This window comes from Dactylosporangium sp. NPDC000244 (genome assembly GCF_040300725.1).
Classification (GTDB): domain Bacteria; phylum Actinomycetota; class Actinomycetes; order Mycobacteriales; family Micromonosporaceae; genus Dactylosporangium.
This window is the reverse complement of sequence record NZ_JBEPEH010000045.1, coordinates 53,220-72,463: the sequence shown is the minus strand read 5'-3', so window position 1 is coordinate 72,463 and position 19,244 is coordinate 53,220. Positions and strand designations below refer to the sequence as shown.

General features: G+C 74.0%; 22 protein-coding genes. 9 read left to right on the top strand and 13 right to left on the bottom strand.

The annotated features are described in order from the left end of the window. Positions 1-45: 45 nt before the first annotated feature. A complete protein-coding gene (locus tag ABT369_RS46635) occupies positions 46-789 on the top strand; it encodes a class I SAM-dependent DNA methyltransferase (RefSeq protein ID WP_350623101.1) in 744 nt (247 codons plus the stop codon). Between the two features lie 7 nt (positions 790-796). Here ABT369_RS46635 and ABT369_RS46630 read toward each other — a convergent pair whose 3' ends face one another. Next, positions 797-1,573: an alpha/beta hydrolase family protein gene (locus tag ABT369_RS46630; RefSeq protein WP_350623099.1), complete on the bottom strand. Its 777-nt coding sequence runs from the start codon at positions 1,571-1,573 to the stop codon at positions 797-799. A gap of 113 nt (positions 1,574-1,686) precedes the next feature. Between ABT369_RS46630 and ABT369_RS46625 the strand changes: the two genes are divergently transcribed. Then, entirely contained in the window at positions 1,687-2,544 is an 858-nt protein-coding gene (locus tag ABT369_RS46625) for a M15 family metallopeptidase (protein ID WP_350623097.1), read from the top strand. 4 nt (positions 2,545-2,548) lie between these two features. Here the strand turns inward: ABT369_RS46625 and ABT369_RS46620 are convergent, their stop codons facing one another. Next, on the bottom strand, positions 2,549-3,430 hold the full coding sequence (locus ABT369_RS46620; protein WP_350623095.1) for an SDR family oxidoreductase: 882 nt from the start codon (positions 3,428-3,430) through the stop codon (positions 2,549-2,551). An 84-nt stretch (positions 3,431-3,514) separates the two neighbouring features. On the opposite strand from ABT369_RS46620, the gene ABT369_RS46615 reads away from it, so the two are divergent. Then, complete coding sequence (locus ABT369_RS46615; RefSeq protein WP_350623093.1) at positions 3,515-4,102, top strand: TetR/AcrR family transcriptional regulator; 588 nt, start codon at positions 3,515-3,517, stop codon at positions 4,100-4,102. 102 nt (positions 4,103-4,204) lie between these two features. On the opposite strand, the gene ABT369_RS46610 is transcribed toward ABT369_RS46615, so the two are convergent. From ABT369_RS46610 to ABT369_RS46600, 3 genes are all read right to left on the bottom strand, one after another. Then, positions 4,205-5,149, bottom strand: coding sequence for a Gfo/Idh/MocA family protein (locus ABT369_RS46610; protein ID WP_350623091.1), 945 nt, complete (start codon positions 5,147-5,149; stop codon positions 4,205-4,207). Positions 5,150-5,154: 5 nt separating this feature from the next. Beyond that, positions 5,155-5,385 (bottom strand): hypothetical protein, encoded by a 231-nt coding sequence (locus ABT369_RS46605; protein WP_350623089.1) that lies wholly within the window; start codon positions 5,383-5,385, stop codon positions 5,155-5,157. 71 nt (positions 5,386-5,456) lie between these two features. Beyond that, a complete protein-coding gene (locus ABT369_RS46600) occupies positions 5,457-6,704 on the bottom strand; it encodes a tetratricopeptide repeat protein (RefSeq protein WP_350623087.1) in 1,248 nt (415 codons plus the stop codon). A 15-nt stretch (positions 6,705-6,719) separates the two neighbouring features. On the opposite strand from ABT369_RS46600, the gene ABT369_RS46595 reads away from it, so the two are divergent. The 5 genes from ABT369_RS46595 to ABT369_RS46575 all read left to right on the top strand — a co-directional run bounded on the left by ABT369_RS46595 (position 6,720) and on the right by ABT369_RS46575 (position 11,184). Continuing rightward, on the top strand, positions 6,720-7,904 hold the full coding sequence (locus ABT369_RS46595) for an ATP-binding protein (protein WP_350623085.1): 1,185 nt from the start codon (positions 6,720-6,722) through the stop codon (positions 7,902-7,904). A gap of 90 nt (positions 7,905-7,994) precedes the next feature. Continuing rightward, a complete protein-coding gene (locus ABT369_RS46590; RefSeq protein WP_350623083.1) occupies positions 7,995-9,017 on the top strand; it encodes an alpha/beta fold hydrolase in 1,023 nt (340 codons plus the stop codon). Between the two features lie 49 nt (positions 9,018-9,066). Next, positions 9,067-9,747: a methyltransferase family protein gene (locus tag ABT369_RS46585; protein ID WP_350623081.1), complete on the top strand. Its 681-nt coding sequence runs from the start codon at positions 9,067-9,069 to the stop codon at positions 9,745-9,747. Between the two features lie 153 nt (positions 9,748-9,900). Continuing rightward, positions 9,901-10,737 carry a class I SAM-dependent methyltransferase gene (locus tag ABT369_RS46580; protein ID WP_350623079.1) on the top strand — a complete coding sequence of 279 codons (837 nt, stop codon included), beginning with the start codon at positions 9,901-9,903 and terminating at the stop codon, positions 10,735-10,737. Between the two features lie 111 nt (positions 10,738-10,848). Beyond that, entirely contained in the window at positions 10,849-11,184 is a 336-nt protein-coding gene (locus ABT369_RS46575) for a CU044_2847 family protein (protein WP_350623077.1), read from the top strand. Between the two features lie 9 nt (positions 11,185-11,193). Here ABT369_RS46575 and ABT369_RS46570 read toward each other — a convergent pair whose 3' ends face one another. The 6 genes from ABT369_RS46570 to ABT369_RS46545 form a co-directional block, all read right to left on the bottom strand. Next, the gene (locus ABT369_RS46570) at positions 11,194-11,589 is read right to left on the bottom strand and encodes an Rrf2 family transcriptional regulator (protein WP_350623075.1); all 396 of its coding nucleotides are present in this window, start codon (positions 11,587-11,589) and stop codon (positions 11,194-11,196) included. A gap of 14 nt (positions 11,590-11,603) precedes the next feature. Next, positions 11,604-12,557, bottom strand: a complete 954-nt coding sequence (locus ABT369_RS46565) for a sulfate/molybdate ABC transporter ATP-binding protein (protein ID WP_350623073.1) — start codon at positions 12,555-12,557, stop codon at positions 11,604-11,606. After that, positions 12,557-13,345, bottom strand: a complete 789-nt coding sequence (locus ABT369_RS46560) for a sulfate ABC transporter permease (protein ID WP_350623071.1) — start codon at positions 13,343-13,345, stop codon at positions 12,557-12,559. Before ABT369_RS46560 ends, ABT369_RS46565 begins: the two co-directional genes overlap by 1 nt. Beyond that, the gene (cysT, locus tag ABT369_RS46555) at positions 13,338-14,198 is read right to left on the bottom strand and encodes a sulfate ABC transporter permease subunit CysT (protein ID WP_350623069.1); all 861 of its coding nucleotides are present in this window, start codon (positions 14,196-14,198) and stop codon (positions 13,338-13,340) included. The genes ABT369_RS46560 and cysT overlap by 8 nt, the downstream gene beginning before the upstream one ends. Beyond that, complete coding sequence (locus tag ABT369_RS46550) at positions 14,198-15,244, bottom strand: sulfate ABC transporter substrate-binding protein (RefSeq protein ID WP_350623067.1); 1,047 nt, start codon at positions 15,242-15,244, stop codon at positions 14,198-14,200. Before ABT369_RS46550 ends, cysT begins: the two co-directional genes overlap by 1 nt. A gap of 98 nt (positions 15,245-15,342) precedes the next feature. Further along, positions 15,343-16,944 carry a Na+/H+ antiporter gene (locus ABT369_RS46545; RefSeq protein ID WP_350623065.1) on the bottom strand — a complete coding sequence of 534 codons (1,602 nt, stop codon included), beginning with the start codon at positions 16,942-16,944 and terminating at the stop codon, positions 15,343-15,345. Positions 16,945-17,077: 133 nt separating this feature from the next. Between ABT369_RS46545 and ABT369_RS46540 the strand changes: the two genes are divergently transcribed. Beyond that, positions 17,078-17,443 (top strand): DsrE family protein, encoded by a 366-nt coding sequence (locus ABT369_RS46540; RefSeq protein WP_350623063.1) that lies wholly within the window; start codon positions 17,078-17,080, stop codon positions 17,441-17,443. A gap of 42 nt (positions 17,444-17,485) precedes the next feature. On the opposite strand, the gene ABT369_RS46535 is transcribed toward ABT369_RS46540, so the two are convergent. Both ABT369_RS46535 and ABT369_RS46530 read right to left on the bottom strand, forming a co-directional pair. Beyond that, positions 17,486-18,556, bottom strand: a complete 1,071-nt coding sequence (locus tag ABT369_RS46535) for a sensor histidine kinase (RefSeq protein ID WP_350623061.1) — start codon at positions 18,554-18,556, stop codon at positions 17,486-17,488. Further along, the gene (locus tag ABT369_RS46530) at positions 18,553-19,203 is read right to left on the bottom strand and encodes a LuxR C-terminal-related transcriptional regulator (RefSeq protein WP_350623059.1); all 651 of its coding nucleotides are present in this window, start codon (positions 19,201-19,203) and stop codon (positions 18,553-18,555) included. Before ABT369_RS46530 ends, ABT369_RS46535 begins: the two co-directional genes overlap by 4 nt. Positions 19,204-19,244 lie beyond the last annotated feature (41 nt).

Below are 19,244 nucleotides of genomic sequence, written 5' to 3'. Positions count from 1 at the left end.
CAATTGACTGGACAACCGGCGCGACGGCGCGAAAGTGTCGAGCGCATGGGTCAGGACGAGGTCTGGGACGACGAGATCGCCGCTCGGTACGACACGCCGGGGGAGGGGATGTTCGCGCCCGCCGAGGTCGATCCGGTCGTGGCGCGGCTGGCGTCGCTCGCCGGGGGCGGGCGGGCGCTGGAGTTCGCGATCGGCACCGGGCGCATCGCGGTGCCGCTGCGCGGCGCGGGCGTGCCGGTGACCGGGATCGAGCTGTCGGGGCCGATGCTGGCGCGGCTGCGGGCCAAGGCCGGCGCGGACGAGATCCCGGTCGTGGCCGGGGACATGGCGCATGCGACGGCGCCGGGGGAGTACACCCTCGTCTATCTGGTGTTCAACACGATCTCGAACCTGCTGACCCAGGACGAGCAGGTCGCGTGCTTCCGCAACGCGGCCCGGCACCTCGTCCCGGGCGGCCGGTTCGTCGTCGAGCTGGAGGTGCCCGACCTGCGCCGGCTCCCGCCGACGCAGAGCGCGGTCGTGTTCGGCTCCGAGCCCGGATACCTGGGCCTGGACACCTTCGACGTGCTCAACCAGCGGATCGTGTCGCACCACTTCACGTTCGACTTCGGCGACGCCCGGCAGGCGCGGCTGACGCGCAGCCCGCACCGGTACATCTGGCCGTCGGAGATGGACCTGATGGGCCGGCTCGCCGGGTTCACCCTGGAGTCCCGGCACGCCGACTGGTCCGGCACCGAGTTCACGGGCGACTCGACCAAGCACGTGTCGGTGTACCGGCTGCCGCGCTGACATCGGGTCAGGCCCGGGGCGGGGCGGTCGCCCGCAGGAAGTCGTCGACGGCCTTCGCCGCCTCGGTGGCGCCCTCGGCGGCGATGGTGAGCAGGGCAGTGCCGTGCAGCCGGCCCGGGACCACGGTGAGCGTGCGGCGTTCGCCCGGGGTCGCGTCGTACATCGCCCGGGCGTCTTCCGTGAACCGGCCGTCGGCGGTGGCGGCCAGGTACAGCACCGGCGCGGTCAGCCGCGGCACCGCGTCCAGGGCGCTCTCGCCGGCGTAGTCGCCGGGGCCGGAGAGGCTGATCACCGCGGCGGGCGGCGGGTCGAGGCGGGCCGCGGCGACCAGGGCGGCCGTCGCGCCCCTGGAGGCGCCGACGATGACCACCGGCCCGGTGGCGCCGGTGCGGGCGAACGCCACGGCGGCGGTGACGTCGTCGGAGGCGTGGCCGGTCTCGGCGCGGCCGGAGCGGCCCTCGCCGTTGAAGTCGAAGGCGAGCACGCGGTACCCGGCCGCCGCCTTGTCCTTCGCCCACGCCAGCCAGGAGCAGGCGGTGGCGCTCGCCTGGGGCACGACGACCAGGGTGACGTCGCCGGCGCCGAGCAGGTAGCCGGCCAGGTAGGTGCCGTGCTCGCCGGGCAGGGCCACCTGCCGGTCGTCGAGCTGCGGCTCCCCGCACCACCTCGGCGTGGGGCTCGGCGGGCCGGGCTTCGCGGAGACGGCCGGCTCGCCGGGGGCCGGCGCGGGCGCGGCGCAGGCGGCGAGGAGCAGCAGGCAGCTGAGCAGTGTCACGGTCCGCATATGGATATGACCCGCGAGTGGCGGCGATGGTTACGTCGCGGCGGCGGTTCGCCGGGTGGCGGGTGCGAAGGACGGCGTCGCATCGACCGGGACGGACCCCGAATAATCCGGCCGTGCGCCTGCTCATTGCCCTGATGGCCGGTCTGCTGCTGGCCGCGTGCGGCGGTCCGGCCCAGCCCGCGCCCCCGTCGTCCGCCTCCGCCACGGCTCGCGCGGCAGGGCCTTCGTCGCCGTCGCCGTCGCCGTCGCCGGCTTCGAGCCCGGCCGGGTCGCCGTCGGCGTCCTCCGCCCCGCTGCCGCCCGGCTTCGTGTCCGTGACCGACGTGGACGACAGCATCCTGCTCGACATCCGCTACGCCACCGCGCACAACTTCGTCGGGCGGCCGGTCACCGGGTATCTGGCGCCGCGGTGCCTGCTCGCCCGCCAGGCGGCCGAGGCGCTGCACCGGGTGCAGCAGAGCGCCCTGGCGCGGGGCTACAGCCTCAAGGTCTACGACTGCTACCGGCCCCAGCGGGCCGTCGACGACTTCGTGCACTGGTCCGGCGACGCCGATCAGCGCATGAAGGCCGAGTTCTACCCGCAGGTGGACAAGTCGGCGCTCTTCGACGACGGCTACATCGGCGGCCCGACCGCGCACAGCCGGGGCAGCACGCTGGACCTGACGCTGGTGGCGCTGCCCGGCCGCACCGGGCCGGCGTACCACCCCGGCGACCCGCTGGTGTCCTGCACCGCCCCGGCGGCGCAGCGGTTCCCGGACGACACCATCGACATGGGCACCGGCTTCGACTGCTTCGACCCGCTGGCGCACACGGCGGCGGCGGGTGTGAGCGCGGCCCAGCGCGCGGACCGGGACCTGCTGACGGGTCTCATGTCCGCCGGCGGCTTCGCGAACTACCCGAAGGAGTGGTGGCACTACACCCTCGCCGACGAGCCGTTCCCGGATACGTACTACGACTTCCCGGTCGCCTGACGGCTCAGGGCCGCAGCAGCTCCAGGTCCTGCAGCAGGCTCGGGTGCGCCGGGGTCCAGCCGAGCGTCTCCCGCGTGTGGGCGCTCGACGACGGCTGGTCGGCCGCGAAGATCGGGCCGAGCGGGCCGAAGGACTCCGCCGGGACCGGCTCGACCGGCAGGCCGAGGCGGCGGCCGATCACCGCGGCGATGTCGCGCACGGCGTCGCCCTCGTCGGCCACGGCGTGCCAGCTGGTGCCGGCCGGCGCCGACTCCAGCGCGATGCGGAAGAGCGAGGCCGCGTCGAGGGCGTGCACGGCCGGCCACCGCTGGGCGCCGTCGCCGGGGTAGCCCGCGACGCCGGTCTGGCGCGCGATGCCGGTCAGCAGGCCCGCGAAGCCGCCCTGACCCTCGTTGTGGACCGTGCGGGGCAGGCGCACGGCGGTGCTGCGGACCCCGCGCCCGGCGAGGTCCAGGATTGCCCGGACCGAGCGGCCGCGGGCGCCGACCGGGCCCTCCGTCGGCGCCGGGTCGGCCTCGGTGGAGGCGCGGCCGGGCACCGCCGGGGTGCCGGAGACGGTGACGAGGGGCCGGTCGCTGCCGACGAGCGCCTCGCCGAGGGCCGCGAGGGCCGCGCTCTCCTCGGCGACCGCCCGGCCGACGGCCTCAGCGCTGCTGAAGTCATTGCTGAAGGCCAGGTGGATCACGCCGTCGGCCCGGGCCGCCCCGGCGCGCAGCACGTCGAGGTCGGCGAGGCCGCCGCTGAGGGTCTCGGCGCCGGCCCCCTTGAGCGCGAGCGCGGAGGCCTCGGAGCGGGCGAGGGCGAGGACGGTGTGGCCGTGGCCGAGGAGCTCGGCGACGACCGCGGAGCCGATGAGGCCGCTGCCGCCGGTGATGAAGACGCGCATGACTTGCTCCAACAGTGATGGGACTCTTGTCCCGTCACTGTACCAGGGTGATGGGACAAAGGTCCCGTCACCTATGATGGGTTCATGGCTCGATGGGAACCGGGGGCGCGTGAACGACTGGTCGTGGCCGCGGTCGACCTGTTCACCGAGCAGGGCTTCGACGACACGACGGTCGCGCAGATCGCCGAGCGGGCCGGCGTCACGAAGAGCACCTTCTTCCGGCACTTCCAGGACAAGCGCGAGATCCTGGTGGCGGGCCAGGAAACCCTGAGCCGCCTGCTGACCGAGGGGATCGCCGACGCGGCCCCGGGCGCCGGCCCGCTCGAGGCGGTCGCGGCCGGGCTCGACCGCGCGGCGAGCGCGATGGGTCCGATGAACCGCGAGCTCGGCCCGCGCCTGCGGGCGGCCGTCGCGGCCAGTGCCGAGCTGCAGGAGCGCGACGCCCTCAAGAGCGTCGGGCTCGCGGCCGCCATGACGGCCGCCCTGGCCGCCCGCGGCGTGCCCGACCCGATCGCCGCCCTCGCCGGGGAGCTCGGCGTGCTGGCGTTCAAGCGCGGCTTCCAGGCCTGGTCCGAGGGCGACGACGCCCGGGCCGAGCTCGGGCCCTACACGCGGGCGGCCCTCGACGAGCTGCGGGCCGCGACCCTGGCCCTCGGCGGCGAGCAGACCTGACGCGGCCCGGGCGTCACGGCGTCCCGGCGGACGCGACCGGTTGCGGCCGGCGGGCCGCGACTCTGGCCCTGGACGGCGAGCAGGCCTGACGCGGCCCGGGCGTCACGGCGTCCCGGCGGACGCGACCGGTTGCGGCCGGCCACCGGAGGCGGCGGAGCGGTACCACGCCTCGACCGTGGCGACCGCGCGCCGCCCCTCCTCCGGGGTCGCCGTCGGCTCGCCGCGCAGGATCGCCTCGTACTGCCGCCGGAAGGAGAGGGTGTACTCCCGGTCGCCGTCGACCTCGAGCACCCGCCGCACGCCGACGCTCACCCCGGCCGGGTCGACCGTCAGCGTGCCCCGCTCGCACACGATCGTGGTCTCGTGGAAGAACTCCGGCGAGTCCACGAGCGTCAGATGCGCCCGCACGCCATTGTCGAGGTAGAGCGTCGCCGCCGCCGACGTCTCCACCGGCGACCCGGCCGGGGCCGCGACCGACCCGGCGACCGCCACCGGCCGCGCGCCGAGCAGCCAGCCCGCGCGGTCGATGCTGTGCACCCCGACGAGCATCGCGATCCCGCCGCCGGCCCGCGCGGGATCGGTGAACCAGGCCGGCCGGTCGGGGCGCGCGTAGTCGGTCGAGCGCCGCTCGAGGTACAGCAGCGGCCGCCCGAGCCCGGCCAGCTCCTCGCGCGCGGCCCGCACCTGGGCGAAGAACCGCCCCTGCTGCCCGACCACGAGCCGGTCCCCGGCCGCCACGATGATCCGGTCGCACGCCGCGGCCGAGACCGCGAGGGGCTTCTCGACGAGCACCGTGCGCCCGGCCGCGGCCGCGCGCAGCGCCAGCTCCTCGTGGTCGGCGTGCGGCACCGCGAGCACGACGAGGTCCGCCCCGGCGAACACCTCGTCCGGCCCGGCGGCGGCGCGGGCCCCGAAACGCTCCGCGAGCCGCTCCGCCCGCCCTGGATCCCGGTCGGCGACCACGGCGAGCGTGAGCCCGCCGACCCCCTCGGCCGCGGCCGCGTGCCGCCAGGCCACCTCTCCCGCGCCGACGATCCCGAGCCGCATGGCGCTCAGTTGAAGTTCGTCGCGGTGGAGGCGGTCAGCCGGTTCGCATCGTACGGCCGCAGTACCACGGCTGCCGTCCCTCCGCCGTCGTTGTCGGGCTCGTAGGCGAAGTGGTCGCCGAGCGCGCCGCGCTGCCGCTCGTTCCCGGCCGTCGGCCCGAGCCGCTCGACCAGCGCGGCGACATCGGCCTCGGTCGCGACCGGAAACGGCTCGCCGCGGGCGACCTCGATCGGCATACCCGGACTGTATCGCGGTCTCGGCCACCGGGTGCTCAGCGCCGCGGGCAGCACTGAAGCTGTGATGCGGCCTACTGGGGGTCCTCCGGGGGCCGCATCAGGACCCGGATCCCGGCCAACGTGGCGGCGGCCGCGGCGATGCCTGGCGTGTGGCCGGATGCCCACGAGGGCGGGTCGAGCAGCATCCACAACCCGAACGCGAACATCGCGCCGGCGGCGGCCCGGCGCACGCCCCACTCGGCGGTGCGGCCGGTCGGGCGGGGTGGGGCGGTGGTCGACCGGGGTGCGGCGGTGCGGCGGGTCGTGATCGCGGGCACGGTCACGGCGGCGAGGAGGGTCAGGGCGTGGGCGGCGATCGGGAGGAGCAGCCAGGCCGGCACGGTGGCGCCGGGGTCCTGCAGCGAACCGCAGACGGTCAGCGTCACGGCGGTCAGGACGCAGGCCGCCAGCAGGGCCACCCGGGTCCGGGAGGTGTGCAGCAGCTGCCGGGCATACGTCCGCAGGCCCGGGGCCAGGGCGCGCCACGTCCGCGCGGCGCGCACGCACCACAGGGCGGGGGCGAGGGCCACGGCGGGCCACATCCACGGGTACATGGTGAACAGGCCGAGCGCGCCCGCGATCCACACCGCCTCCAGGGCCGAGCCGCCGAGGCCGGACTGCAGCAGCCGGTCCAGCTGGGTGCGGGCGGCGGGGTCGGTGGGCGAGGCGGACAGCACGGCGCTCAGGTGGGCAGCCGCCGCCGGCAGGCGGTTGCGGAGGATTTCGAGGCGGGCCAGGCGGACCAGGGCGGCGGAGTGCTGGGGGTCGATCGCGAGCGTGTGGCGGTACGACCGGCGGGCCTTGCGGTGTAAGCCCACGGTGTCGAGCAGCGTGCCGCGCATGTAGTGGGCGCCGGCCTCCTGCGGGGCGAGGCGCACGGCGCGCGCGGCGGTGCGCAGGGCGGTGAGCGGGTGGATCAGGCGCAGTTCGGCCCAGGCCAGGATGGTGTGGGGCAGCCATTCGTCCGGCCCCAGGCGGATGGCCTCCAGCGCGGCGGCCCGGGCCGCGGGCCAGTCCTCGAGGCGCAGGTTCGCGGTCGCCAGCATGATGTGGCCGTACTGGTGGCCGGGGTCGGCCTCGACCGCGCGCCCGGCCGCGTCGAGCATCGCGGGGCCGTCGCGCAGGCTGCCCTCGGCCCGCGCGAGCAGGCACAGGGCCTCGTGGTGGTGCGGCTCCTGGGCGAGGAAGGCGGTGATCTCGCGCCGGGCCGCCCGGGGCCGGCCGACGTCGAGCAGCGCGCGGGCGCGGGCGAGCCGCGCGGCCCCCGTTCCAACCGTCATGCGTCAATATTAGGCATGGCCGACTCCCCGATCATCGCGTCGCTGCGGGCCGCGCTCGAGGCCCGCCCGGACGACGCGATCCTTCGTCTGCACCTCGCCGAGCTGCTGCTCGAGGCCGGCCGCGGCCCGGAGGCGGTCGCCGACATCGGGCGGGTGCTGGCCCGCGAGCCCGGGAACCCCGCCGCGATCGCGCTCATGCAGCGTGCCCTCGATCCGCTGGCCGCCTACGAGGAGGAGCTCAAGGACATCGCGCCGCCGCCTCGGTTCGCGGCGTCCGATGTGGACCGGCCGGAGCCGGCGGCCGGCGAGGCGGATCGGGACTACGACGTCGAGGTGCCTACCGTGCGCCTGGCCGACGTGGGCGGGATGGCCGCGGTCAAGCGGCGCCTCGAGCTGGCCTTCCTGGGCCCGCTGCGCAACCCCGAACTGCGGCGGTTGTACGGTAAGAGCCTCCGCGGCGGCCTGCTGCTCTACGGCCCGCCGGGCTGCGGCAAGACCTTCCTGGCCCGCGCGGTCGCCGGCGAGCTGGGGGCCCGCTTCATCTCCCTGTCCATTGTGGACGTCCTCGACATGTGGATCGGCAACTCCGAGCGCAACCTGCACGAGCTGTTCGAATCGGCTCGCCGCAGCGCGCCCTGCGTGCTGTTCCTCGACGAGATCGACGCCCTGGGCCACCAGCGTTCCAAGCTCAACTCCGCCTGGCTGCGCAACATCGGCAACCAGCTGCTCACCGAGCTTGACGGCGTGGACGGCAACAACGACGGCGTGTTCGTGCTGGCCGCCACCAACACCCCGTGGGACGTCGACGTGGCCCTGCGTCGGCCCGGCCGGCTCGACCGCGTCGCGCTGGTCGAGCCGCCGGACGGGCCGGCCCGGGAGAGCATCCTGCGCTACCACCTGCGCGACCGGCCGATCGCCGGCATCGACCTGGCCCGGCTGGTCCCGGACACCGCCGACTTCTCCGGGGCGGACCTGGCCCACCTGTGCGAGACGGCGGCCGAGTTCGCCATCGAGGACTCGATCGAGCGGGGCGAGGTCCGCCCGATCGAGCAGCGCGACCTGGAACGGGCGCTCAAGGAGGTGCGCCCGTCCACCGGCCCCTGGTTCGCCGCGGCCCGCAATGTGGCGATGTTCGCCAACGAGGGCGGTGCGTACGACGATCTGGTGCGCTACCTCAAGTCGCGCAAGATGCTGTCGTAGCCGAGAGGCTCGACGCCGGTGACGCGGCGGCCGGCCCCGTCGGCGAACCCGTTCCAACCCGTTCCGGCGCGGCGCGGCAGAATGGCCTCGATGGGTCAGAGGATCGCCGTCACCGGGTCGGCCGCCGGGGCGCGGATCGCCTACGCGGTCACCGGGACCGGGCCGCCGCTGGTGTACGTCTCCGGCTGGATCGGCCACCTCGAGCGCAGCTGGGCGCTGCCCGCCGAGCGTGCCTTCTACGAGGCCCTCGCCGACGGGCGGCGGCTCATCCGCTACGACAAGCCCGGCATCGGGCTGTCGACGGCCGCGGCGCCCGGCGCCGAGTACACGATGGACGACGAGCTCGACGCGCTCGAAGCGGTCGTCGGCGCGGCCCGGCTCGAGCGGTTCGACCTCATGGGCATCTCGCTCGGCGCGGCCGTCGCCGCAACGTGGGCCGCGCGGCACCCGGACACCGTCCGGCGGCTCGTGCTCTACGGCGGATGGGCCCGCGGGGCCGACATCGCGTCGCCGGAGCTGCGGCATCATGTGCTGGGATTGGTACGGCAGCATTGGGGTCTGGCCTCGAATCTGCTGGCCGACGTCTTCGCGCCCGATGCCGACACCGACGCCGCGACCCGCACCGCGTTCGCCCGCTACCAGCGCGAGTCCTCCGACGCCGCGACGGCGTGCGCGATGCTCGAGCTCGCGTACCGCGTCGACGTGCTCGACCTGCTCCCGGACATCGCCGCGCCGACGCTGGTCCTGCACCGCGACCGCGACCGGGCCGCCCCGCTCGCCGAGGGCCGGCGGCTGGCCGAGGGCATCGCGCACGCGCGGTTCGAGGCGGTCGCGGGGCGCTCGCACCTGCCGTACATCGGCGACACCCGGCCCCTGACCGGCGCCATCCGGCGGTTCCTCGGGCTGCCGGCCCGGCACCGGGGCGCCGCGCTGACGCTCACCGCCCGGCAGCGCGAGGTCGCCGCGCTCATCGCCGAGGGGTGCACGAACCGCGAGATCGGGGAGCGCCTCGGCATCACCGAGCGCTCGGCCGAGGCCCACGTCGAGCGGATCCGCGCCCGGATGGGCTTCCGGTCGCGGGCCCAGATCGCCGCCTGGTACGGCGCGAACTGAGGTATTTTCCCCACTGCGCCGGGCCGTCCCCGTGCCGGACGATCTGCGCATGCGCCTCGTCATCGCCGGGTACGCCGTCATCGCGTACGCGTGCTTCCTGATCAGCGCCGCCTGGGCGGCCGTGTTCCTCGTGCGCGGGGACGGCCCCGCGACCCGGCCGGCCGCGGCGGCGCTCGCGATCGACGGCGCGCTCCTGCTCGCCTTCGCCGCCCAGCACACGGTGATGGCCCGCGCCTGGTTCAAGCGGCGCATCCCGGCGCCGGTGGAGCGCAGCACGTACGTCCTCGCCTCCGCCCTCGTCCTGTTCGCGATCTTCGGCCTCTGGCAGCCGGTGCCGGCCGGGATCTGGCGGGTCGGCGGGCCCTTCGCGGCCGCGATCTGGGTGCTGTTCGCGGCCGGGTGGGTGCTCGTCGTGTGGTCCACGTTCGCCGTCGACCACGCCGACTTCCTCGGCCTGAAGCAGGCGTGGACGCACCTGCGGCGGCGGGCGTACCACGAGCCGGGCTTCGTCCGCGGCGGCCTGTACGCGCTGGTCCGCCACCCGATGATGCTCGGCCTGGCGATCACGTTCTGGGCCACCCCGCACATGACCGCCGGGCACCTCTTCTTCGCCGTCGCCGCCAGCGGCTACATCCTGGTCGGCATCCGGTTCGAGGAGCGGGACCTGCGCGCCCGGTTCGGCGCCGAGTACGACGACTACGCGCGCCGCGGCCGGCCCGCCGGCGTGTAGTGGACCACCGGCTCGGCGGCGCCCCCGACACTGCCCACGCAGGGCGCCGCCGAGCCGGGATCACCCCCACGCACGCGCCGCCCCGCGGGTTCAACGGGCGGGTAGCGCGTTGCCGACTGCGCGTCCGGGCGCGGCGGAGGACCCTCTGGGCTCATGGAGTATTCATCCGCCGATCCGGCGTACGCACTGGCGCGTACTCAGGAAGAGTACGAGCGCCTCGGGCGGCAAGCCGCCTTCCTGCACGGCACCACCGAACGCCTCCTCCGCGCGGCCGGCCTCGGCCCCGGCATGCGCGTGCTCGACGTCGGAAGCGGCTCCGGCGACGTGGCCCTGCTCGCCGCCTCGCTGGTCGGCCCGGCGGGCTCGGTCGTCGGCGTGGACGTCGACCCCGCCGTGCTGACCGTCGCCCGCGGCCGCGCCCGCGCGCTGGGGCTGGACCACGTCCGCTTCGTCGAGGGCGACGCGGCCAGTGTCGACCTCGACGGTCCCTTCGACGCCGCCGTGGGCCGCCTGGTCCTCATGTACCGCGCCGACCCGGCCGAGGCGCTGCGGCACATCGCCGCGAGGGTCCGCCCGGGCGGCGTGCTCGCGTTCCAGGAGCTCGACCTGGACCCGTCGATCCCGTCCCGCTCCCTGCCGGAGCAGTCCCTCTGGACCGACACCGGCCGCCTGGTGATCGAGACCTTCCGCCGCGCCGGGATGCAGGTCCGCATGGGCCGCGGGCTCTTCGCCGCGTTCCGGGCCGCGGGCCTGCCCGCCCCGGCGATGCTGGACGAGGCCCTGACCGGCGGCGGCCCGGACTTCGGCGGCTACGCCTGGCTCGCGGCGGTGACCCGCAGCCTGTCCCCGGCGATGGCGAAGCTGGGCGTGGCCGACCCGGACGACCTGGAGCTGGACACGCTGGCCGACCGCATCCGCGCGGACGCGACGGACCACGGCACCGTCGTGTGGACCCCGTCCTTCGTGGGCGCCCACGCCGTCAAGCCCTAGCCGCCGCCCCGTTCGGGCGGCGACCACTACCCGGACGGATCGTCACAGGCGGGTGTTGGCGCCGCTACGATGGCCGCATACATGGCGGTCTCTGCGAAGGGAGCGGCGGGCGTGGCGGTTGGTCGCATGCCGATCGGCGACGGTACGGCGGACTTCATCGAGATCGAGGTGAGCCCCCGGGACCTGGACGAGGCGGTGTCCCTGGTCTCCGTGCAGGACGCGGTGATGATGCTGCCGTACACGCTGGCCGGCTCGATGGACAGCGTGATGCCGGCCCTGAACTACGTCGTGCGGCGGCTCAAGGAGCATCGGCCCGACGAGCTGGAGCTGCAGCTCGGGCTCAAGGTCGGCGGCGGGTGCGGGCTCATCGTCGCGAAGGGCACCGCCGAGGCGACCTTCAACGTCAAGATGACCTGGAAGAAGCCGGCGCCCGAGTCGGAGTCCTGAGCCGGGGTCTCAGCGGGCGTGGTTGATGAGATCGGCCAGGGTCACCGCGTCCAGGTAGTCCAGGCGGACGCGGTTGGCCCGATCCCACAGGTGGTGCAGGCGTTCGATGGCGTGGTCCACCGGCAGGTCGTGGCCCGCCGGCGGGTCCTGGCCCGGGCCGTCCAACCGGCGCACGATCTCGCCCAGGGTCAGTGACGCCGGCGGGTGGGCGAGGGCGTAGCCGCCGCCCGTGCCGCGCTGGACCTGCACCAGGTCCGCGCGGCGCAGGTCGGCCAGCAGGTCGTACAGGTAGCCGGCCGGGATGTCCTGGGCGTCGGCGACGTCCTGGGCCTTGACCGTCTGCGGGGCGGACCCGGCCAGGACGACCAGGGCCCGGATCGAGTACTCGATGCGCTTGGGAAGCATGCGAACGGTCGGCGTCACACAGCGGCCAAGGTCCGGGCCTCGGCGGACGGGCTGAAGTACACGGTGTCGCCGGGCTTGACGTCGATGGCCTTCGCGCCGGCCCGGGTCAGCTGGGCCCACACGTCGCGGTCGCCGGCCCTGGCCTCGATGCGGACCTCGAAGCCGAGCGAGACCACGCGCGTGACGGTCGCCTCGGTGCCGCCGGGCTCGCGGGACAGGGCCACGTCGTGCGGGCGCACCAGCTTGCCGTCGAGGTGGGTGACGGGGCCGAGGAAGCTCATCACGAACGGGTTGGCCGGGTTCTCGTAGATTTCGCCGGGCGTGCCGACCTGCTGCACGACGCCGTCGGCGAGCACGACGATCGAGTCGGACACGTCCATCGCCTCCTCCTGGTCGTGGGTGACGAAGACGGTGGTGACGTGGACCTCGTCGTGCAGGCGGCGCAGCCAGGTGCGCAGCTCCTTGCGGACCTGGGCGTCCAGCGCGCCGAACGGCTCGTCGAGCAGCAGCACCTCCGGCTCCGGGGCGAGGGCGCGGGCCAGGGCCATGCGCTGACGCTGGCCGCCGGAGAGCTGGGCCGGGTACCGGTCGGCGAACTGGTCGAGGTGGACGAGCTCGAGCAGCTCCATGACGCGCTTGCGGATGTCGGCCTTCGGGCGGCGGCGGACCTCGAGGCCGAAGGCGACGTTGCGGTACACCGTCATGTGCTTGAACGCCGCGTAGTGCTGGAACACGAAACCCACGTTGCGCCGCTGCGGGGTCAGGCCGGTCGCGTCGACCTCGTTGATGTGCACGCTGCCGGTGTCGGGGCGCTCGAGGCCGGCGATGACGCGCAGCAGCGTGGACTTGCCGCCGCCGCTCGGGCCGAGCAGTGCGGTGAGGGAGCCGGAGGCGATGTCGACGGAGATGTCGCGCAGGACCGGGGTCTTGCCGAACGACTTGTTCACGTCGCGGACTTCGATGGCCATCAGGCGTTCTCTTTCGGCCGCAGGAGCTTGGTGACGAGCAGGATGACGATGGCGATCAGGGCCAGGGCGCTGGCGGTGGTGAAGGCCGCGGTCTGGTCGTAGTTCTGGTAGCGCTCCTCGACGAACAGCGTCGCGGTCTGGGTCTGGCCCACGAGGCGGCCGGAGACGACGGCGACCGCGCCGTACTCGCCCAGCGCGCGGGCCAGGCAGAGCACCACGCCGTAGCCGAGCGCGGCGCGGATGCCGGGGATCGTGATGCGCAGGAAGGTCTGCCAGCGGGACGCGCCGAGGGTGTGCGCCGCCTGCTCCTGCTCGTCGCCCATCTCCTCCAGCACGGGCACGATCGCGCGCACGACGAGGGGGAGGGAGACGAAGATGGTGGCCAGGACCATGCCGGGCAGCGAGAAGATGATCTGCAGGCCGTTGCGCTCCAGCCAGCCGCCGGCCGGGGCGAACTTGCCGTACACCAGGATCAGCGCGAGGCCGACGACCACGGGCGACACGGCGAGCGGCAGGTCGATGAGCGCGCTCAGCAGCCGCTTGCCGGGGAACCGGTGCCGCACGAGCAGCAGCGCGGCGACGACGCCGAAGAGGGTGTTGGCCAGCACGGCCCAGACCGCCACCGAGAGCGTGACGGCGAAGGCGTGGGTGGCGTTGTCCGACGTCAGCGTGTCGATGATCGGTCGCAGGCCGTGCTCGAAGGTCCGCCAGATGACCAGACCGACCGGGAGCACCAGGAGGAACAGCAGGTACACCAGGGCGAGGACGCGCAACGGGTACTTAGCCACGGCGGGCACTCCAGCGCTGGAAGAGGTCGAGGGCGATCAGCACCACGAACGCGACGACGAGCAGCACGGTCGAGATCGCGGCGGCGGACGTGGTGTCGTCGCTCTCGATGCGGCCGAAGATGTTGACCGCCGACACCTGGGTCTCGAACGGGATGCTGCCGGTGAGCAGGTTCGTCGAGCCGTATTCGGCGATGGCCCGGGTGAAGGCCAGGCCCGCGCCCGAGATCATGGCGGGGGCGAGGTTCGGCAGGATGATCCGGCGGAACGTCGTGGCGGGGGAGGCGCCCAGCGAGTACGCCGCCTGCTCCATGTCCCGGTCGAGCTCGCGCAGCACGGGCTGCACGGTGCGCACCACGAACGGCAGCGTCACGAAGAGCAGGGCCACTCCGACACTGACCCGGGTGTAGGCGAGGTTGATGTGCAGGGGGCTGCTGGTGCCGTACAGCGCCAGCAGGACCAGCCCCGCGACGATGGTCGGCAGCGCGAACGGCAGGTCGATGAGCGTGTCGACGATCGACTTGCCCGGGAAGTTGTCGCGCACCAGCACCCAGGCGATGACGGTGCCCATGACGACGTTGATGACGGCGACGACGAGGGAGGCGCCGACGGTGAGCTTCAGCGCCGCCCACGCGTCGGGGGTCTGCACGGCGCGCCAGAACGTGTCCCAGCCGCCCTCGGTCGAGCGCCACACGACGGCGGCGAGCGGGATGAGCACGATGAGGCTGAGGTACAGCACCGCCGTGCCGAGGCTGAGGGCGGTGCCGACCGGCGGCCGGCGCCGGTGCACACGCGGCCCGGCCGGGCCCGGCGCGGAGCCGGACCCGGTGGGCTTCTGAACGGCCGTGGCGGACATTACTTGGACGCCGCCGGGCTCGGGGCGGCCGAGGTGGAGATGCCGAGCTTCTGCTCGATCGAGGCCATGACGCTGTTGCCCGGGTCGAACAGCTCCTTGTTCACCTTCGACCAGCCGCCCAGGTCACTGATCGTGAACAGGCCCGACGGGTTCGGGAACGAGGGGCCGCCGGCGTCCTTGACCACCGGGCGGTAGCCGTTCTCGGCGTAGATCTTCTGCGCCGCGGGCGTGTGCAGCCAGTCCAGGAACGCCTTGGCCTCGGCCGGGTGCGCGCTGTTCGTGGTGACCGCGATCGGGTTCTCGATCAGGATCGTGTCGTCCGGCACGGTGTAGTCGACGGCCTGGCCGTTCTTCTGCGCGAAGAGGGCCTCGTTCTCGTAGGAGATGAAGGCGTCGCCCTTGCCGCTGGTGAACGTCTGCAGCGAGGCGCGGCCGCTGTTGTCCTGCACCGGCACGTTCTTGAACAGCGCGTCGAGGTAGGCCGCCCCGGCCGCCGCGTCCTTGCCCTTGCTGGACTTGGCGCCGTAGCCGGCGAGGATGTTCCACTTCGCGCCGCCGGAGGTGAACGGGTTCGGCGTGAGCACCTGCACGCCCGGCTTGGCGATGTCGTCCCACGTCTTGAGGTTCTTCGGGTTGCCCTTGCGGGTGCCGATGACCGCGACGGAGTCGGTGATCATGCCCTTGTACTGGTCGCTGTTCCAGCTCGCGTCGACGAGCTTGGCGGTCACGAGCCGCGTGATGTCCGGCTCCAGCGAGAAGGCGACGATGTCGGCCTTGAGCCCGCTGGCCACGGCGCGGCTCTGGTCGCCGGAGGCGCCGTAGGACTGGGTGAACTTGATGTTCTTGCCCGCGTCGGTCTTCTGGTAGGCGGCGATGAGCGCCTCGTAGGCCGCCTGCGGGGTCGAGTAGGCCACGAGGGAGAGGGTCACGGCGCCGTTGCCGTCGGCCGAGGTGGAGTTGTCCGCGGTGCCGGCGCAGGCGCTCAGCGCGGTCCCGGGGAGGAGTAACGCTGCACTGACAGCGAGCACACGGGTACGCAGCTTCACGGAGCCATCCTTGAAGTCAAAGTCGACGTTGTCTACTTAATGAGTAGGCAATGTAGTGAAGATGGCCGCCGTTCGTCAATCCCACTCACCAGATGGGATTAGTTCGGCCGGTCGGGCAGCACGCGCTCCTCGTGGTCGAGCTCCCGCTCGAGCCGGCGCAGGGCCTCGTCGGGCAGCGTGCCCGCATCCCGCCGGCGCAGCAGCTCCTCGCGCTGCGCCTCGATCGCCAGGCGGCGGATGCGCAGCGCCGCCTCGTAGCGCTCCGACACCGGCAGCTCGTCGCTGTCGGCGTTCTGCAGGACGTCCAGGCGGTGCTCGTACCGCCGCAGCCGCTCCTGCAACTTGGTGCGCAGCGCGTCGATCTCGGGCCGTTCGGCCGGCTCGTCCTCCTCGAGGTCGTCCAGCCGGTCCAGCGCCGCGTGCACCGCCGCCGCCCGCGCCTCGTTGCGCATCCGGGCCTCGTCCACCTCGTTGTGCCGCAGCCCCAGCAGCCGCACCAGTGGCGCGAACGTGATCCCCTGCCCGACCAGCGTGACGAGCACCACCACGAACGTGCAGAACAGCAGCAGGTCCCGGTCCGGGAAGGCGTCGCCCGCGTCCGTGGTCAGCGGGATCGTGAACACCGCCGCGAGGCTGATCACGCCCCGCGTCCCGGCCCAGCTCAGCGCCGCGATCTCGCGCCTGGCGAGCCCCTCGTCCTCGCGGCGCAGCAGCAGGTGCGCGGCCTGCGTCAGGGCCAGCCACACCGGCCGCAGCAGCAGCGTGACCCCGACCGAGATGACGAGCGCGGTCACGATGGTGCTGATGTCGTACTGCCTGAGCCCCCGCAGCACCGCCGGCAACTGCTGCCCGATGAGCAGGAAGACCAGCCCCTCCAGCAGGAAGTCCACGAGCCGCCAGACCGCGCTCGTCTGCAGCCGGCTGGCCCCGGTCCCCGAGCGCGGCGTGTCGTGCCCGACGATCAGCCCCGCGACCACCACGGCGAGCACGCCCGACACGTGCAGCCGCTCGCCCACCAGGTAGGCGACGAACGGTGTGGCCAGCGACACCGCGTTGGCCAGCAGCGCGTCCTTGGCGATCGGGCGCAGCATCCGCACCGCGAACGCGACCCCGATGCCGACCGCGGCACCCCCGACCGCCGCGAGCAGGAACAGCCCCGCGGCCATCGGGAACGAGAAGTGCCCGCCCACGGCCGCGGCGACGGCGACGTTGAGAATCGTCAGCGCCGTCGCGTCGTTGAGCAGCCCCTCGCCCTGGATGATCGTGATGAGCCGCGGCGGCAGCCCGACCTTCCGCCCGACGGCGAGCGCGGCGACCGGGTCGGGCGGCGCGACCGCGGCCCCGACGGCCACCCCCGCCGCGAGTGTGGCCCCGGTCACGAACAGCCCGAACCCGGCCCCGATGAGCAGCGCCGTGGCCAGCACGAGCAGCACGGACAGCCCGATCACGATGCGGAGGTTGGCCCGGATCGCCAGCAGCGACGAGTCCAGCGCGGCCGAGTACAGCAGCGGCGGCAGGATGAACGTCAACACGATGTGCGGTTCGAGCTCGATGTTGGGCCCGGGCAGCAGCGCGTAGAGGATGCCGATGACCGGCAGCAGTGCGGCGGCGGGCAGCCCCGTCCGCTCGCCGATCCACCGGACCCCGGTCACGACGGCGAGGGCACCCAGCGCGATCAGCAGTAATGTCTCGGGACTCACCCGTTGACCTTATGTCGGGTTCAGGCGCCGCGCGCGGGCTCCGGCGGCGCACCAATATGGGGACTTCTGCCCAGGACCGCTCTTGGGTTGCGGCGTTACCGTTCGCCCACCAAAACGCCGAATGGAGATCATCATGAGCGGTAAGGCCGTGGTCAGCCTCATCACCGGGCTGGAGGACGCCGAGAAGGTGACCGTCGCCTTCCTCGTCGCGGTGGGGGCGGCCGAGTCCGGCCGCCCGACCCTGATGTTCCTGACGAAGGAGGCGGCCCGGCTGGCCGTGCCCGGCGTCGCGACCGCCGTGGCGTGCGAGGGCTGCCCGCCGCTGGCCGACCTCGTGGCGCGCTACGCGGCCGCGGGCGGGCGCTACCTGGTGTGCCCGATCTGCTTCGACGCCCGCCACCTGGACAAGACCCGGCTGATCGACGGCGCGGAGCTTGGCGGGACCGTGCCGATGTGGCAGTGGATCGGCGACGAGGGCGCGACCACGTTCAGCTACTGAACTCAGGCACGGGGAGCGTCAGGCTCGTGCGCCGCTTGCGGGTCAGGCCGGGGTCGTCGGGGCCGGCAGGCGCAGGCGCACCGTCGTGCCGCCGCCGGGCGCGGCCGTGATGCTCAGGCGTGCCCCCGCCGCTCCGGCCCGCTCGTGCATGCCGGTGATGCCGTGGCCGAGCGTGAAGCCGCGGTCCGGCCGGCCGTCGCCGTTGTCGGTGATGCTGACCTCGAGCGTGCCCGGGTGCGTGGCGGTGCGGATCGTGATGCTGGTGGCGCCGGAGTGCCGGATGGCGTTGGTGAGGGCCTCCTGGACGATGCGGTACAGGGCGATCTCGGTGTCGCCGGGCAGCCGCGGCACGGGCTCGGCGGCGACCTCGATGTCGAGCCCGGTGGCGTCGCGGGCGTGCCGGCCCAGGTCCTCGATCGCCGCGGTGAGGCCGAGACTGTCCAGGGCGAGCGGCCGCATCTGGGCGATCAGGCGGCGCAGCGTCTGGATCTGCCGCCCGACGAGCTCGCGCGCGTCGGTGATGCCCTGCAGCTGCGCCGTGGGGCCACCGCCGGCGGCGGCCCCGAGCGCGACCATGACGGCGGCGAGCTCCTGGAGGGTGTCGTCGTGCAGCTCGCGGACCCACCGGCGGCGTTCGGCCTCCTCGCCGTCGATGCGGGCCCGAAGCTCGCGGGCCAGGGCCTGACGGCGCTGGATGCCGGCCTCGCGGACGGCCAGGCCGGCGGTGGCGAACAGCAGCGCGACCGGGATCAGCAGCAGCAGGACCCGGGGCGCGGCGTGCTCGGTGAGCTGCCACAGGGCGGCGACCACGAGCAGCGCGGCCAGGCCGGCACCGATCAGGAGCTGGCCGCGCCGCTGCAGCACGCGGGTGTCGGTGCCGCGGCTGAACGCCATGGCCAGCAGCAGCGCGGCGCTGGCGGTCGCGCCGGTGGCGATCTCCGCGGTCGGGTGCAGGTCGCCGAGCTCGATGACGACGCTGGCGGCCAGCGACGCCAGCCCCAGCGCGGCGAGCGCACGGACGGCGATCCGGGACGGAACCGATCCGGCCGGAGCCGTCGCGGCGTCGCCGACCGCCCAGACCTCCGGTTGTCCGGTGCCGGGGCCGGCGGTCACGGCAGCAGGCCGAAGAGGCGGGCGGCGTCGACGAGGTCGGCGCGGCTGTGCAGGTTGAGCCGGGTGCGGAGGTTCGCCCGGTGGGTCTCCACGGTGCGGAGGCTGACCAGCAGCTGCTCCGCGATCTCGGCGTTGGTGTGGCCGCGGGCGACGAGGGCGAGGACCTGGCGTTCGCGCGGGCTGAGCCCGTCGGCGGGCGGCTCGGGCTGGCGGAGCATCCGCACGCCGAGCTCGGGATGCAGGTAGGTGGAGCCGGACATGACCGTCTCGACGGCGCGCAGCAGCTCGTCGGCGGCCGACTCCTTGATCAGGTAGCCCTGGACGCCGGCGGTGAGGGCCTGACGCGCGGTGGCGACGTCGTCGTGCATGGTGAGCACGACGATGCGCGGCGGCCCTGACGGCGCTGACGGCGCTGCCGGCGCGAGCAGGCCGGGCACGACGGTCAGCGCGTGCTCCGCGCCGAAGCTGAGGTCCAGCACGATGAGGTCGGGCCGCAGGGCGTGGGCCAGGGCGCGGAGCTCACCCAGGCTGGACGCCTCGCCGACCACCTCGCAGCGGCTGTCGGCGGCGAGCAGGGCACGCAGGCCGGCCCGCACCACGGCGTGGTCGTCGGCCAGGAGGATCCGCCACGGCGGGGACTTCGCCATGAGCACAGCGTAGGCCGTGCCGATGACCTGCGGCATAACCG

Excerpts from the sequence above, each read along its gene's own strand:
- ABT369_RS46635 (WP_350623101.1), top strand. The coding sequence starts at position 46 with ATGGGTCAGGACGAGGTCTGGGACGACGAGATCGCCGCTCGGTACGAC.
- ABT369_RS46630 (WP_350623099.1), bottom strand. The coding sequence starts at position 1,573 with ATGCGGACCGTGACACTGCTCAGCTGCCTGCTGCTCCTCGCCGCCTGC.
- ABT369_RS46620 (WP_350623095.1), bottom strand. The coding sequence starts at position 3,430 with ATGCGCGTCTTCATCACCGGCGGCAGCGGCCTCATCGGCTCCGCGGTC.
- ABT369_RS46615 (WP_350623093.1), top strand. The coding sequence starts at position 3,515 with ATGGCTCGATGGGAACCGGGGGCGCGTGAACGACTGGTCGTGGCCGCG.
- ABT369_RS46610 (WP_350623091.1), bottom strand. The coding sequence starts at position 5,149 with ATGCGGCTCGGGATCGTCGGCGCGGGAGAGGTGGCCTGGCGGCACGCG.
- ABT369_RS46605 (WP_350623089.1), bottom strand. The coding sequence starts at position 5,385 with ATGCCGATCGAGGTCGCCCGCGGCGAGCCGTTTCCGGTCGCGACCGAG.
- ABT369_RS46600 (WP_350623087.1), bottom strand. The coding sequence starts at position 6,704 with ATGACGGTTGGAACGGGGGCCGCGCGGCTCGCCCGCGCCCGCGCGCTG.
- ABT369_RS46595 (WP_350623085.1), top strand. The coding sequence starts at position 6,720 with ATGGCCGACTCCCCGATCATCGCGTCGCTGCGGGCCGCGCTCGAGGCC.
- ABT369_RS46590 (WP_350623083.1), top strand. The coding sequence starts at position 7,995 with ATGGGTCAGAGGATCGCCGTCACCGGGTCGGCCGCCGGGGCGCGGATC.
- ABT369_RS46585 (WP_350623081.1), top strand. The coding sequence starts at position 9,067 with ATGCGCCTCGTCATCGCCGGGTACGCCGTCATCGCGTACGCGTGCTTC.
- ABT369_RS46580 (WP_350623079.1), top strand. The coding sequence starts at position 9,901 with ATGGAGTATTCATCCGCCGATCCGGCGTACGCACTGGCGCGTACTCAG.
- ABT369_RS46570 (WP_350623075.1), bottom strand. The coding sequence starts at position 11,589 with ATGCTTCCCAAGCGCATCGAGTACTCGATCCGGGCCCTGGTCGTCCTG.
- ABT369_RS46565 (WP_350623073.1), bottom strand. The coding sequence starts at position 12,557 with ATGGCCATCGAAGTCCGCGACGTGAACAAGTCGTTCGGCAAGACCCCG.
- cysT (WP_350623069.1), bottom strand. The coding sequence starts at position 14,198 with ATGTCCGCCACGGCCGTTCAGAAGCCCACCGGGTCCGGCTCCGCGCCG.
- ABT369_RS46540 (WP_350623063.1), top strand. The coding sequence starts at position 17,078 with ATGAGCGGTAAGGCCGTGGTCAGCCTCATCACCGGGCTGGAGGACGCC.
- ABT369_RS46530 (WP_350623059.1), bottom strand. The coding sequence starts at position 19,203 with ATGGCGAAGTCCCCGCCGTGGCGGATCCTCCTGGCCGACGACCACGCC.